We start from the raw sequence: 13,090 nt of genomic DNA, 5'->3' as shown, positions 1-13,090 counted from the left end.
TATTATGCATCCGCGGTCGAAAGAATCTCCTGCTGTTGCCTCCGTTGAGCGACGTTACACTTGCATCCCGCATGCAACGTTGACTTCTCGCGGTAGTTCCGGCCATCATGCGTTGCGTTCTTTTGATCAACCAAGTGCCTTTCTCAGTCGATATGAAGCTTAGGAACCCGTATGGCCGCTTTGTCCAGATGCGACCCGCACTGCGGGTCGTAGCATATGGGCTCGGCGTCATCCTCTGCGTCGCCGTGGTCGCGATCAAACTCTTCGGCGCAGCAGCGCCGTCCTTTACGCTCGAACAGATCCGTAGCTATCCGTACCCAAGCGAACTGACGGCGGCAGCCAAGAGCGCACGCATCGCTTGGACGTTCAACGAACAGGGAAAGCGCAACGTCTGGGTTGCGCAAGCGCCCGACTGGCGCGCGCGCCGGTTGACCGATTACGATGCCGACGACGGACAGGAGATTTCGAGTTTGGCGCTTTCAGCTGATGGTCAGTGGGTCGTCTATGTGCGCGGCGGCGATCACGGCTCCAACTGGGACGACTCGCTGCCGGTCAATCCGACCTCGAATCCGACGCCCCCACGCGTCGCCATTTGGAGCGTGCCGTTTGCGGGCGGAGAGCCGAGGCTTTTGGCCGAAGGGGATGAACCGGTGATCTCGCCGCGCGGCGAAAGGGTCGCGTTCGTGCGCGACCGCTCCATCTGGAGCGTGCCCATTGACGGTTCGGCTCCGGCTCAAAAGCTTTTTGTGGCGCGCGGCGACAACGGTTCGCCCGTCTGGTCGCCCGATGGAAGTCGCCTCGCCTTCGTCTCCGATCGCGGCGACCACTCCTTCATCGGTATCTACGCCGACGAGCGGACGCCCATCCTCTGGCTCGCGCCTTCGACCTCGCGCGATACGCATCCGCGTTGGTCGCCCGATGGTCGGCGGTTGGCTTTCGTCCGCCGACCCGGCACGGGCGGACCGCCTGAACCGATCCTCGAACAACGCCCCGCTCCATGGGCGCTCTGGACGGCTGATGCGTTCACGGGACAGGCGCACCAGCTCTGGACCAGTCCGAACACCTCGCGCGGCTCGTTTCCAACTACGCATGGCGGACCGAACCTGCATTGGGCTGCCGACGGACGCATCATCTTTCTTTCATACATGGATGGCTGGCCGCATCTTTATTCGATCCCGGAGAAAGGCGGCGAACCATTGCTTCTTACGCCGGGTCGCTACATGGCCGAGCACATCTCGATCTCGCCCGACCGACGTTTCCTCGTCTTTGCCGCCAACGCTGGCGCCGATCCAGATGACATCGACCGTCGTCACATCGTCCGCGTCCCCGTTGACCGCGCCGCCCCCGAAGTGCTAACGCCCGGAAGCGGACTCGAGTGGTCGCCCGTAGTGACCGGTGACATGCAAACCATCGCTTTTTTGAGCGCGACGGCGCAACGCCCGCCGCTTCCAACCGTGATGCCATTCAGCAGTGGCCCGACGCGGTTGCTCGCCGAAGATCGCCTTCCCGCAGATTTTCCCACCGAACAACTCGTCGTTCCGAAGAAGGTCGTCTATCGCGCGCCCGATGGGTTGGCGATTCACGCGCAGCTCTTCATGAAAGAGGATGCGCGCCGCCGCAAACGCCCGGCGATCGTTTACATACACGGTGGTCCGCCGCGTCAGATGCTTTTGGGTTGGCACTATTCGGACTACTACGCCAATGCCTATGCGCTCAATCAGTACTTGGCAAGTCGCGGTTACATCGTCCTGTCAATCAACTACCGGTTGGGGATAGGCTACGGTTACGAGTTTCAGCACCCGCCTCGCGCCGGTTCGCGCGGTGCCGCTGAGTACCAAGACGTTCGCGCGGCGGGCGAGTTCTTGCGCTCCTTGCCCGAAGTCGATCCGCAACGGATCGGCATCTACGGCGGAAGCTACGGCGGGTATTTGACGGCGCTGGCGCTGGCGCGCGACTCCGGGCTGTTTGCCGCTGGCGTCGATATTCACGGCGTCCATAACTGGACCAGCGAACGAGCGCGCCCGTTGCTTGAACCGCGCGTCGAGCGCGCGCCCGACTTGGAAGAAGCGCTCAAAGCGGCGTGGACATCTTCGCCCATCTCATCGATCGCGACGTGGCGTTCGCCCGTGCTCTTGATCCACGGCGACGACGATCGCAACGTCCGCTTCAGTCAAACGGTGGACCTCGTTCGCCGCTTGCAGCAAGCCGGCGTCCCGTACGAAGAGTTGGTGATCCCGGACGATACACACCACTTCATGCGCCACGCCAACTGGCTCAAAGTCAACGGCGCCACGGTCGACTTCTTCGACCGGCGCTTGGGCGCAAGGTGATCTTCACGCGCGAACCGATGGCCTCCCCGGCAAAGCGCTGTGTCCCGCCGCGACCTTCACGAACGAATCGGCCAGCGAAAGCTGGATCTGCCCCGAAGGTTGAGTCCTCAGCCTACGCACGTAGGCTGAGCGACCTTCGGCCTCGTTCATTGCAGGCTTCCGGCTTTGCGGCCCGTGAAGCGGATGACCTCTTCAGGGATCGCTGTTCTCGAGGAACTCAAGACTTAAAGTCGTGTGGATTGTCAGTTCAACCGACTACGTTTAAGACACGTGTTCGCTTGAGGACGCCGCCCTTGATGCCGATTTTTCAACCGATGATGTCCTCTATCTCCTCTATGGGGACCGCTCCCCTGTCCGCGATCATATCGCTGATGAGCGCAGGAGTCGCCGTATCGAAACCGACGACGTCGAACATGCCGGGATCGTTTGGGTCGGCGATCGAAAAGCCGTTGGAGACCATTCCGACGACGATCAACTTGGCCGGGATGCCGAATTTATCCCGATACCGCTGAAGCGCCTCGGCCGGATGCACATCGCCGTACCACGTCTCCGAATCGGTGTAGATGATGAAAGCGTCGGCGCGCACGCCCTTTTTGATCGCCCAAAGCATGGGCAAGGCACAGTCCGTGGCGCCCATTGGGAGGTCCGAGAGTTGGAGGACCGTTTCGAGCCTCATGTCCGGTGAAATGTGCACGGGCACAAGCTTGTGCGAAAAGGCCATGATCCTCCATTGCGGCTCGGTCGCGGCGGTGACGAGCGCGCAAGCCGCCGAAGCGACGCGCGGCGTCAAACCGGGAACGCCGCCGATACGTCCACAAGACATCGACCCGGAAACGTCGAGAGCCAGCACGAGGCGGCGCCCTGTCGGCTCCACCGCATCGAAAGCTGAGTAGAAAGCCGAATCGAGCGCATCGATTATGGAGCCGACCGGCCTCCAGACGTGTCGTCCGCGCCGCCCGTGTCCTGCGCGGTAGGTCAAAAGCGCCGCTAGGATCTTGACCGGATGGAGGCGCGCGCGCCGCACGAGCGCGCGGTCGGCCAGTCGTGCCTCGACAAAGCGAGTCGCATCGCTCCCCGAAGCGATCAAACCGATGCGCGTCATGGTCGCGAGATTACGCAGCATGGCTTCCATCGGCATGTGAGGCAACAGCGCCGCCCACGTGCGCGCCTCACGCAGCCATTCGGTCGGCACGGTTTCGCGCGGCAATTTGTACTCTTCGATCAGGCGTGCGACCTCTTCGACCGTGGTCGCTCGTTGCACGCGCTCCAACGCCCATACGCGGCGCAAAACGGCGTCTGGATGAGGCTCCTGGCCGACACCGGGCCAGCCGCGAACGGCCCAATAGAGAAGATCGCCCGTAACGCCTTGTGCGCGCGCGTGACACAAACGCAGCACATCGCGATGCGTCCACCCATCGCGCTGTCGGTACTTGATCAGCTGCAGCGCGAGATTCGCCGGGTCCTGTGCGGTGTACCAACGAGCGACGCCGCGCCGCGCGAGCCGTCCCCAACCGCGCAGCGCATCGAGGTAAGCGACGAAATGGAAGAGGTGCGTCCCCGTGCGCGCCACCTGCGGCAGCGCGTCGAAAGCGGCGCGCCGAGTTTCGAGGTCGCCTGCCGTAGCGGCAATGGCAAGCGCAAGCAGCGCCGGATCGTTTTTCGGGGCGCGACCTGCACGGCTGATCTCGACAATGCGTCGCACAACCCGCCGCCCATCTTGCTTGACGCACACATGCACGGCGGAGACCGATTCTTGCGTCAACTGCCGCTCGGTCGCGTAATAACTGCCCTTCTCGCTTCCTAAAATCAGAAAACGATCGAGCTTCACCCAGTCATCGACGGCCCAAACGTAGCCGCCAGCCGAATTCCGACTCTGTCCGGGAAGCGGCTCGCGCTGCGTCTTGTTGCGATTGATGAGGTTTCGAAGGTAACGCGCCATGAACCCGCTAGCCCCAACGCTTTGCTAAAACGGAGCGATCCGAGCGATGCTCGTATCGTCCGAAAGGATATCAGTTTGAAAGCTTCATCGGATCGGGGCCGGCGGGATTTGAACCCGCTACCGCTCGTGTCTGAATGGATAACCATCGAACGGCGGCCCGTTGGTTTCAGGCGAATCTTTAAGTTCGACGGCTGAGCGTCGGCCCCGATAACGGACAGACTATAACATTTTCCGGCCACGCTGTCAAAGCTTTTCGCTCAGAGCGCAATCTCCCTTCTTGATTCGGCCAATCCGCTGCCTTATGCCGATAGGCGCATTACAAGCCGAAGCGCAGCGCCATCGTCGAATGGTCTTATTCGACCCGATGCTGAACCGCGGTTCGTCGGCGAAACCTTCGGCGGAAGATGAGAATAAGGGATGAACTCAACGACGTGCGGTTGTGAGCAGCCGTGCGCGCGGAGTCGTAATTACAGTCTTCGGGGATGGATTCAACAGCGTGCGATTGTGAGCCATCGAGCGCTCGCATGTGAAGAGCAACTCGTCGCCATGGGCGAACCGGTCCGGCCATCGCACCATAAGTTGTGGGGATGACCATACGTGATGCTTAGCTGCGCGCGTTCAAAGCGTTTGCGAGCGGAAACGCTTTCGTCCGAAAGGAGGCTGCTCGATTCCAGTTCGAACTCGCTCGACGTGACAGAGGTTCGCTGCAAGAGATCGTTCTCGACAGAAACGCAAAAGATGCGCGGCCATCACAGCGGCGCGCGCGATCGAACGCGCCGCGAAACGACTGCGAGCGCGGCCATCGCGATTTGCGATCCGACGGGGGCAGCGTGACTCAATGGGGGGCGCCGAGCGATCTTCGCGGTGAGCGGTAGCCGAGCTGCTGCGACAGCTTGCGCGCTGCCTCTTTGACCAATGTCGCCGTACGCGGCAGGCGCCGCAGATCGTTTTGCGTCGTTGTCCCCGTCACGCCGATGCTGGCGACCACGCAGCCAGCAGCATCGAAGACCGGCGCCGCAACGCACCGCACGCCGAGGCTGTTCTCTTCATCATCGATGGCGAAGCCGTGCTCGCGCACGCGCGCCAGTTCGTGCATGAACTCCGCGCAACTCGCGATCGTCTTAGGCGTCTGCTTCCTCAAGCCGCGCTCCTTGATCAACGCTTTGACCGTCGCCTCATCGAGATAGGCGACCAGAGCTTTGCCAACGCTGGTCGAATGGACCGGCAAGCGTCGTCCGATCCATGTGTTCATGCGCACGAAGCCGGGTGCTTCGATCTTCTCGATGTAGACAGCCTCGCCCTGATCGAGCACGGCCAAGTGCGCTGTGAGTCCGCTCTGTTCAACGAGCTCGCGCAAAGTCGGGCGCGCAAGCTCACGTATGTCGAGGTCGGCCAGCAGGTGGCGCGTGATGTTGAGTATCTTGAGGCTCAATTGATACCGGCGCGTGGTCGCCTGCCGTTTGAGGTAGCCGCGCTGTTCGAGCGTGTGCAAGATGTAACTGGCGGAGCTTTTGGGGATGCCGAGACGCCGACTCACCTCGGAGGTGGTCATGCCGCGCTCGCGTTCAGCGATGGCTTCCAAGATGTCGAAAGCCCGCGTGATGGCGGTCGAAACGGCGCTCATCCTCTCTCTCCGCCGGAGATTATTGATCGCCGCGCGCGCGCTGTCAAAAGGCGCGCGAAGATAAAGCGCACTTTGTCCAGCATAACGAATTTTTGTTCAATATATTGAACAAAACGGCGCATCGCCGTTGACGGCGGCCAGACGCTTTGCGTAACATCGCTCCATTCTCGCTGTTCATTATTTTGAACAATGGTTCATGATGGTGAATCAAAGCGAGGTTGAATCTCAATTAGCGAGGAGGACTCATCTGATGCAAAACGGCTTCATCTCCGCAGAAGAGATCGAACGGCAGTGGCAGCAAGACGCGCGCTGGCAAGGCATCGCGCGTCCGTACAGCGCGCAAGACGTCGCGCGTTTACGCGGGTCGCTTCAGGTCGCTTACACCTTGGCCGAGCGGGGCGCGCGTCGGTTGTGGGAGATGCTTCATCGCGAGCCTTATGTCGCGGCCCTCGGCGCGCTGACGGGCAATCAAGCCGTGCAACAGGTTCAAGCCGGACTCAAAGCGATCTACGTCAGCGGCTGGCAAGTGGCCGCCGATGTCAACGATGCCTTGCAAACTTATCCGGATCAGAGTCTCTATCCGGTCGGCAGCGTTCCGCATCTCGTCCAGCGCATTAATCGCGCGTTGCAGCGCATGGACCAGATCGAGTGGTACGAAGGCAAGCGTGATCGGGACTGGTTCGTGCCGATCGTCGCCGATGCCGAGGCGGGTTTCGGCGGCAACCTCAACGCTTTCGAATTGATGAAGGCGATGATTGAAGCCGGAGCCGCCGCCGTTCATTTCGAAGATCAGCTCTCGGCGGCTAAAAAGTGCGGCCATCTTGGCGGCAAGGTGCTGGTGCCGACCGGCGAGTTCATTCAAAAGCTCATCGCCGCACGCTTGGCTGCTGATCTCCTCGGCGTGCCGACCGTGTTGATTGCGCGCACCGACGCCAATTCGGCGACCCTCCTGACAAGCGATATCGACGAGCGCGACCGACCATTCTTGACCGGCGAACGGACGGCGGAAGGGTTCTTCCGCGTCCGTCACGGACTGGAGCAGGCCATCGCGCGCGCCATCGCTTACGCGCCCTATGCCGACATGCTTTGGTGCGAGACCTCGTCGCCGGATCTGGAGGAAGCTGCCGCCTTCGCCGAAGCCGTGCACGCCCGCTATCCGGGCAAGCTCCTCGCCTACAACTGTTCACCGTCGTTCAACTGGAAACGGAAGCTGAACGAGCAACAGATCGCCGACTTTCAGCGCGAACTGGGTCGTCTCGGCTACAAGTTCCAGTTCATCACGCTTGCCGGCTTCCACGCGCTCAACTTGAGCATGTTCGAACTGGCGCGCGAATACGCCGCCAGCGGCATGACGGCCTACGCCCGCTTACAAGAGCGCGAGTTCGCGCGCGAGCCGGATGGCTATCGCGCCATCAAGCATCAATCTTTCGTCGGCACGGGTTATTTCGACGCCATCGCGCAAGTGGTCACAGGCCATCAAGCCTCGACGGTCGCGTTGGCGGGTTCCACCGAAGCCGAACAGTTCGTTTGATCGAACGCATATCCGTGCATCGGATTTGCATAATATGCAGGATGATATGCAGGACCGGACTTCGCCGAGGTCGCCGCGAGGTCCCGTTTGGCGGCGCGTCGAACGGCTGGCCGACGTTGTCGACGGCCGCCGCGCGGCATTATGCTTTTGCCATCGGCGCGTCCCTGCCGGGCAAGCTGCCGAGAGCAGCGAAGGAGGTCCTGCTCAATGACGACCCGCGCACAAAGACGTTTGATGCGCGCGCTCGATCGCGACGCCGATCTCGTCGCGTTGAGCGGCGTTGCGGAAGCGATCAACGAATCGCCCGACGTCGCAACGCTCCTACAGCGTACGCTTGAGATCGTCATTCGAGTGACAGCCCTTGACGCAGGCTGCGCTCATCGCTTGGATGAAGAGGAGGAAGCGCTCTATCTCTGCGCGCAATTGAATCTGAGCGAGCGCGCTCGCGAATTGGTCCAGCGGTTCGAACTGGGCGAGGGCGTTATCGGACGCGCCGCCGTCCTCGGCGAAACGGTGGCTGTAACCGACGCGGCGGGCGATCGCCGCGTCGCGCGGCGCGAACTGATCAACGAAAGGGTCGGGGCGCTTGTCGCGACGCCGCTCATCGGGCGCGGCGGCGTGCGCGGCGTGCTGACGCTCTTTTGTCATGCCGCGCGACGATTCGTTGATCACGAGCTGCGATTGCTGACCACCGTTGGCCGACAAGTCGGGTTGGCGCTCGAACACGCGCAGCTCTTTGAAGAGATACGCTCGGCGCAGCGCGAGTGGGAACGCACGTTCGATGCGCTCACCGATGGCGTCTCGATTCACGCCCCGTCAGGGCGCATCCGACGAGCCAACCGGTCGCTGGCCGCGATGTTCGGCACTGAGCCGGAAGCGTTGATCGGCAAAAGGTGCTGCGAGATCTACCACGATTCGCCGAAACCGCGCGAGGATTGCACCATCATGCGAACCGTGACTGAACGGTGTGGGCAAGTGGTCGAACTGGGTGACCGCCTTCGCGGGCGCGTGCTGCGGTTGACGACCGACCCGATCACAGCGCCCGATGGACGCATCACGGGCGTCGTTTGCGTGACGCGCGACGTGACGGACGAGAAACTGATCGAGCGGCGCTTGATTCAACAAGAGCGCACTTCGGCCATCGGCGAAATCGCCGCCGGCATCGCCCATGAAGTCGGCACCCCGCTCAACATCATCTCGGCCAACATCGAGTACCTTTTGCGCGACGCGGCGTTTGCTGCAAGGGCCGATGAGCTTCGCGCCATCGGCGAACAGGCCGAAAACATCGCCGCGCTGGTCCAGCGGCTGCTCGATTTCGCGCGCGATCCATCTCCCCAATTGGTCGCGGTCGACCTGAACGCGCTGATCGAGCGCACCATGGCGCTGCTAGCACCGCAGTTTCATCGCTCGCGCATTGATGTCCGGTTGGAACTGGCGCCGTACATTTCGGTCATCGACGGCGATCCGGCACAGCTTCAACAGGTGCTCTTCAACATCATCAACAACGCGCGCCAAGCGATGGAAGCGCTGCCGCCAGAACGCGCCCGTCGGCTCACCATCGCGACCGACAGCGTGCTCGTTGCCGCTCCGCCGCTCGGCGTGCCGCACGTCGTCGTCGAGATCAGCGACACAGGTCTGGGCATACCCGCGACGGCGTTGCCACATGTCTTCAAACCCTTCTTCACCGCCAACAAAGACGGCGGCACCGGACTGGGATTAGCGATCAGCCACCGTATCGTTCAACGCCACGCCGGTTCCCTGACCATCGACAGATCCGACCATGATGGGACGACCGTCTGCATCCGTCTTCCCATTGCGCATAGTTGATCGCAGCGCGCACACGGCGAAGGCGACGTAAGATCGCTCGCCGTGCGCGAAAAAGAGCGCGGATGGTCCAGTCGTCCGCAACCGCGTGTCCGAAGCGTGGGATCGAGCGGGCAACAGACTGCTGTTTCCGCTTGCGCTTCTTCTGGCCCAGAGTCGCAGCAAAAGATCGTTTGCGGCGCGCGAAGTCGTAAAACAGCCCTGAAGCAATCGCCAGGCGACGCGCGGTGAATTCGCCACGCGTCAATCGCGACGCGAGGAATTCGACGACAGCCTCAACGCGCGGCAGCGGATGATCCCCAACGGACCGCAGCCTGCGCCCCGATCTGGTTCAACCTCGGCGCCCGATCTCGTCCGACTGCGGCAGGACGATGGATAAACCGGCGAAGGCCGCCATCGCGCATTGCGCCTTGAGGCCAAGGCGCGATGCGCTATACTCGATAACCGATGTCAGACTCTTCCCTTAAAGGCGGGACGATGAACGGAGGCAAAGCGCGCATTCTCGTCATCGACGACAAGGAGCAGATGTGCGCTGTGCTGAAGAAGTTTTTGGTTGGCGAAGGTTATGCGGTTGAAACGGCCCAAAGCGCCGAACAGGCTTTGCAGATCATGGCGCGCGCGCCGTTTGATCTGGTCCTCTCCGATGTGCGCATGCCTGGGATGAACGGACAGGAGCTGCTCGATCATCTCCGCGAGCGCGGCGACGGCGTGGCGGTGATTTTGATGACGGCCTTTGCGTCGATCGAAGCCGCCGTCGAAGCGCTCAAGCGCGGCGCCGCCGATTACATCAGCAAGCCTTTCTCGATGGATGACGTCCTCTTCAAGATCAAACGCGCGCTGGAGGAGCGCGATCTGCGTCGGCGCGTCGCTGACCTCGAGCGACAAGTGGCAGCACACCGCGCCGCGAGCGGCGGAGAGATAATCGGCAACAGCGCCGCCATGCAACGCCTGCGCGAGATCATCGAACGAGTCGCCCCGATACCGTGTTGATCACAGGCGAAACCGGCACGGGCAAAGAACTGGTGGCGCGCGCGCTGCATCAAGCGCGTCTTCGGCAACTCGGCCCATCCGAACGTCGTCCCTTCGTGGCGCTCGATTGCTCGGCCATTCCAGAGTCGCTCATCGAAGCCGAGCTGTTCGGTTACGAACGCGGCGCCTTCACCGGCGCCAGTCAATCGCGTCCCGGTCTGTTCGAAACGGCCGAGGCAGGTACGCTCTTCCTCGATGAAGTCGAAACGCTCACCCCAGCCGTGCAAGCCAAGCTCCTGCGCGTGCTGCAAGAGAGGAGCGTGCGCCGTTTGGGCGGGCGACGCACCCTGCCCGTTGCCGCGCGCATCATCGCGGCGACCAACATCGATCTCGCCGAAGCGGTCCGGCAAGGGCACTTCCGCCAAGACCTCTTCTACCGGCTGGCCGTGATCCCCATTCACGTTCCGCCGTTGCGCGAACGACGCGAAGATATCCCGCTTTTGATCGACTACATGCTGGCTCGGCGCGCGGCTGAGCGGCGTACGCCGGTCGCCCAACTGACGCCGCAAGCGCGCCAACTGCTTCTCGATTACAACTATCCGGGCAACGTCCGCGAACTGGAGAATATCATCACCTACGTCACGGCTTTCGCCGAAGCGACCAACGGTGCCGCCCCGTTGATCGACGTCGAGAATTTGCCGCCGCAATTGGTCGGCGCGAAGCGAACGGCGACCTCTTTGACGAACGACGCGCCGGAAGTTCCAGCCACGCTCGATCAACTCGAACGGGCGCACATCCTTCGCACGCTAGAGATGGTCGGCGGCAATCAAGCCCGCGCTGCCCGCTTGCTCGGCATCGACCGCCGCACCCTCTACAACAAACTCCGCAAGTGGCAGAAAGACGAGCGAAGGAAGACGTGACGTTCTCCCTCGCCTGAATGCGGAAGCAAAGCACGAGCGCATGATACGAACCGCACGAAAACCTTTATCTGATAAATCGCCCCCTTGGTGAGTCTGCCGGTTAAATCTAGACTCGGCCCAGGCAAAGTCTCCGATCTTCCGGTCGTTTTAAGGCTGCGCGTACAACCATGAGCCGCCTCGGTCGTGTTTGTTAGGTTGACGCTGCGGCTAAACGGGCTCCATCATTGCAACGCGCCGTCCTCGAAATCGCTCTGGACGATGACGTTCGACTGCGCGCAGACTTCCCGGGCAGTGGGCCTGAGCGAAATGGACTGGCCGACGAACGCTGAAAGAAGCGTATAATCCCAGAAAGCGCTGCCTGTTCATCGCTCGATTCCGAAAATCCTCTTACCTCCTTCGCCTCTTCGGCGTTCACAGTTGTGCCGATGAAGACGATCGACGGACGAAGTCACCGACGCGATGAAAACGGCGCGGTGAACGACGTAACCGCTGCTCTTCAAAACGCCCTTTCACCGCTAAACTCTTTTCTCTGAAAGTGAGCATTCTCTCGGATGCATCTTGTCCCTTGCGCTTCCCAATCAGACGCAAATTGCCTTATTGAAACCGCATATAGCTGCGGCAACGGCAGATGCGCGCTTGAGCGCAAAGCTTGCCAAATGGTCATTGATCTCAAAAGGCGATCCCAGGCACAGCGATCACCGATCGCTCGCTTCTTCGATGAGAACGACCGCTTCGCCGCTGATGACGACTTCGGCGCGCTGATTCGTACAGGTAGTGGCGAGCGTGACGATCGGTTTATCTTCGCGCACCTGCTTGACCATGACTTGCGCGGTGATGGTGTCGCCCAGATAAACGGGCGCTTCGAACCGCAGGGTCTGGCTGAGATAGATCGTCCCGCGTCCGGGAAGCTCGTTAGCGAGGACGGCGGAGATGAGCGACGCGCCGAGCATGCCGTGCGCGATGCGCCGCCCGAATCTGGTCCGGCGCGCGAACTCCTCATCGAGGTGGACCGGATTGTGATCGCCCGTCAGTTCGGCGAACAGTTCAACGTCGCGCTCGGTTATGGTCCGCTGCACCGAGGCCGCGTCGCCCACTCGCAACCTCATCTAGAGCGCCCTCCTGATCTTCAAACGGCTCGCAAGAAATCTTATAGCTGTGGCGCGAGAAGAGATCGCTCGCGCGGCGCCTTCCTGATCCTCAAACGGCTCGCAAGAAATCGAGCAGGTCTCTGGTCACCTCCTCTTTGTGCGTGGCGAGCAACCCGTGCGGCGCGCCGTCGTACTCGATGAGTTTGGCCTGTGTGATGGCGCGTGCCGCGGCGCGCGCCGTAGCGTCGATCGGCACGGTCTGGTCGCCCGTCCCATGAACGATCAGGGTCGGCACGGCGAAAGCTGCCAGTTCGGACCGAAAATCGGTCTTGGCGAAAACTTCGACGCACCGAAGCGTCGCCCGCAAACTCGCCTGCATCGCGCAGCCGAGGACTCGCGGGAGTAACGCCCTAGCAAACCGTGAAACCGCAAGGCATTCACAGAGCGAGAAAGATTGGCTTGCTGCTCATACGAACCCAGATCTCACCAAAGATTTAAGTTCAGAGCTGTCGAGCCCCGAATTTGACTTCTTGGGACTTCTTGGCGACTGGCGGTACGACGTGCCCGCCTGTCTGCCAAAAGGCTCTTGGCAACCCAGCAATGCCCAGATCGTCGGTCCGCAAGGCGCGCCTCTAAACAGCAAAACTGCATCAATCCACGCCCCGCTGCAAGAGCGAGGCGGACAGACAGGATTGAAGGATGAACGGGAAACTTGCGCCGTCTCAACAGGCGTCTCAGGAGGCGTTGAGCTTGGGTTCAACCGCTACAACGGTGTCGTAGAGGCCGTAGTGCCTCAGCCCCGGGTGGCTGTCGAGGCCGGTGTAGCGCAGTGAGGCATCTTCGTAACGGCGAAAGGCGAACACCG

General features: G+C 61.6%; 8 protein-coding genes and 2 pseudogenes. 5 read left to right on the top strand and 5 right to left on the bottom strand.

The window, feature by feature from the left end; translation table 11 throughout:
• Positions 1-188: 188 nt before the first annotated feature.
• On the top strand, positions 189-2,330 hold the full coding sequence (locus C4334_RS12060; RefSeq protein ID WP_352432337.1) for a S9 family peptidase: 2,142 nt from the start codon (positions 189-191) through the stop codon (positions 2,328-2,330).
• Positions 2,331-2,637: 307 nt separating this feature from the next.
• On the opposite strand, the gene C4334_RS12055 is transcribed toward C4334_RS12060, so the two are convergent.
• Together C4334_RS12055 and C4334_RS12050 are read right to left on the bottom strand one after the other, a co-directional pair.
• Positions 2,638-4,269 (bottom strand): TROVE domain-containing protein, encoded by a 1,632-nt coding sequence (locus tag C4334_RS12055; protein ID WP_352432336.1) that lies wholly within the window; start codon positions 4,267-4,269, stop codon positions 2,638-2,640.
• 835 nt (positions 4,270-5,104) lie between these two features.
• Complete coding sequence (locus C4334_RS12050) at positions 5,105-5,893, bottom strand: IclR family transcriptional regulator (RefSeq protein ID WP_352432335.1); 789 nt, start codon at positions 5,891-5,893, stop codon at positions 5,105-5,107.
• 250 nt (positions 5,894-6,143) lie between these two features.
• On the opposite strand from C4334_RS12050, the gene aceA reads away from it, so the two are divergent.
• From aceA to C4334_RS12030, 4 genes are all read left to right on the top strand, one after another.
• Entirely contained in the window at positions 6,144-7,424 is a 1,281-nt protein-coding gene (gene aceA, locus C4334_RS12045) for an isocitrate lyase (protein WP_352432334.1), read from the top strand.
• A gap of 207 nt (positions 7,425-7,631) precedes the next feature.
• Positions 7,632-9,251: an ATP-binding protein gene (locus tag C4334_RS12040; RefSeq protein ID WP_352432333.1), complete on the top strand. Its 1,620-nt coding sequence runs from the start codon at positions 7,632-7,634 to the stop codon at positions 9,249-9,251.
• A gap of 474 nt (positions 9,252-9,725) precedes the next feature.
• Entirely contained in the window at positions 9,726-10,238 is a 513-nt protein-coding gene (locus C4334_RS12035) for a sigma-54-dependent transcriptional regulator (protein ID WP_352432332.1), read from the top strand.
• Positions 10,232-11,137 (top strand): sigma-54 interaction domain-containing protein, encoded by a 906-nt coding sequence (locus C4334_RS12030; protein WP_352432331.1) that lies wholly within the window; start codon positions 10,232-10,234, stop codon positions 11,135-11,137. Before C4334_RS12035 ends, C4334_RS12030 begins: the two co-directional genes overlap by 7 nt.
• On the opposite strand, the pseudogene C4334_RS12025 reads toward C4334_RS12030, so the two are convergent.
• The 3 genes and pseudogenes from C4334_RS12025 to C4334_RS12015 form a co-directional block, all read right to left on the bottom strand.
• Positions 11,089-11,331 (bottom strand): annotated as a pseudogene (locus C4334_RS12025) (carbohydrate binding domain-containing protein); the annotation flags it as partial. The gene C4334_RS12030 and the pseudogene C4334_RS12025 sit on opposite strands and share 49 nt — an antisense overlap.
• A 501-nt stretch (positions 11,332-11,832) precedes the next feature.
• Positions 11,833-12,243 carry a MaoC family dehydratase gene (locus C4334_RS12020; RefSeq protein WP_352432330.1) on the bottom strand — a complete coding sequence of 137 codons (411 nt, stop codon included), beginning with the start codon at positions 12,241-12,243 and terminating at the stop codon, positions 11,833-11,835.
• A gap of 91 nt (positions 12,244-12,334) precedes the next feature.
• Positions 12,335-12,607 (bottom strand): annotated as a pseudogene (locus tag C4334_RS12015) (alpha/beta fold hydrolase); the annotation flags it as partial.
• Between the last annotated feature and the right edge of the window lie 483 nt (positions 12,608-13,090).

It is taken from the genome of Pyrinomonas sp. (assembly GCF_040289685.1).
GTDB lineage: Bacteria > Acidobacteriota > Blastocatellia > Pyrinomonadales > Pyrinomonadaceae > Pyrinomonas.
This window is presented reverse-complemented; position numbering and strand designations above follow the sequence as displayed.

Excerpts from the sequence above, each read along its gene's own strand:
- C4334_RS12060 (WP_352432337.1), top strand. The coding sequence starts at position 189 with ATGCGACCCGCACTGCGGGTCGTAGCATATGGGCTCGGCGTCATCCTC.
- C4334_RS12055 (WP_352432336.1), bottom strand. The coding sequence starts at position 4,269 with ATGGCGCGTTACCTTCGAAACCTCATCAATCGCAACAAGACGCAGCGC.
- C4334_RS12050 (WP_352432335.1), bottom strand. The coding sequence starts at position 5,893 with ATGAGCGCCGTTTCGACCGCCATCACGCGGGCTTTCGACATCTTGGAA.
- aceA (WP_352432334.1), top strand. The coding sequence starts at position 6,144 with ATGCAAAACGGCTTCATCTCCGCAGAAGAGATCGAACGGCAGTGGCAG.
- C4334_RS12040 (WP_352432333.1), top strand. The coding sequence starts at position 7,632 with ATGACGACCCGCGCACAAAGACGTTTGATGCGCGCGCTCGATCGCGAC.
- C4334_RS12035 (WP_352432332.1), top strand. The coding sequence starts at position 9,726 with ATGAACGGAGGCAAAGCGCGCATTCTCGTCATCGACGACAAGGAGCAG.
- C4334_RS12020 (WP_352432330.1), bottom strand. The coding sequence starts at position 12,243 with ATGAGGTTGCGAGTGGGCGACGCGGCCTCGGTGCAGCGGACCATAACC.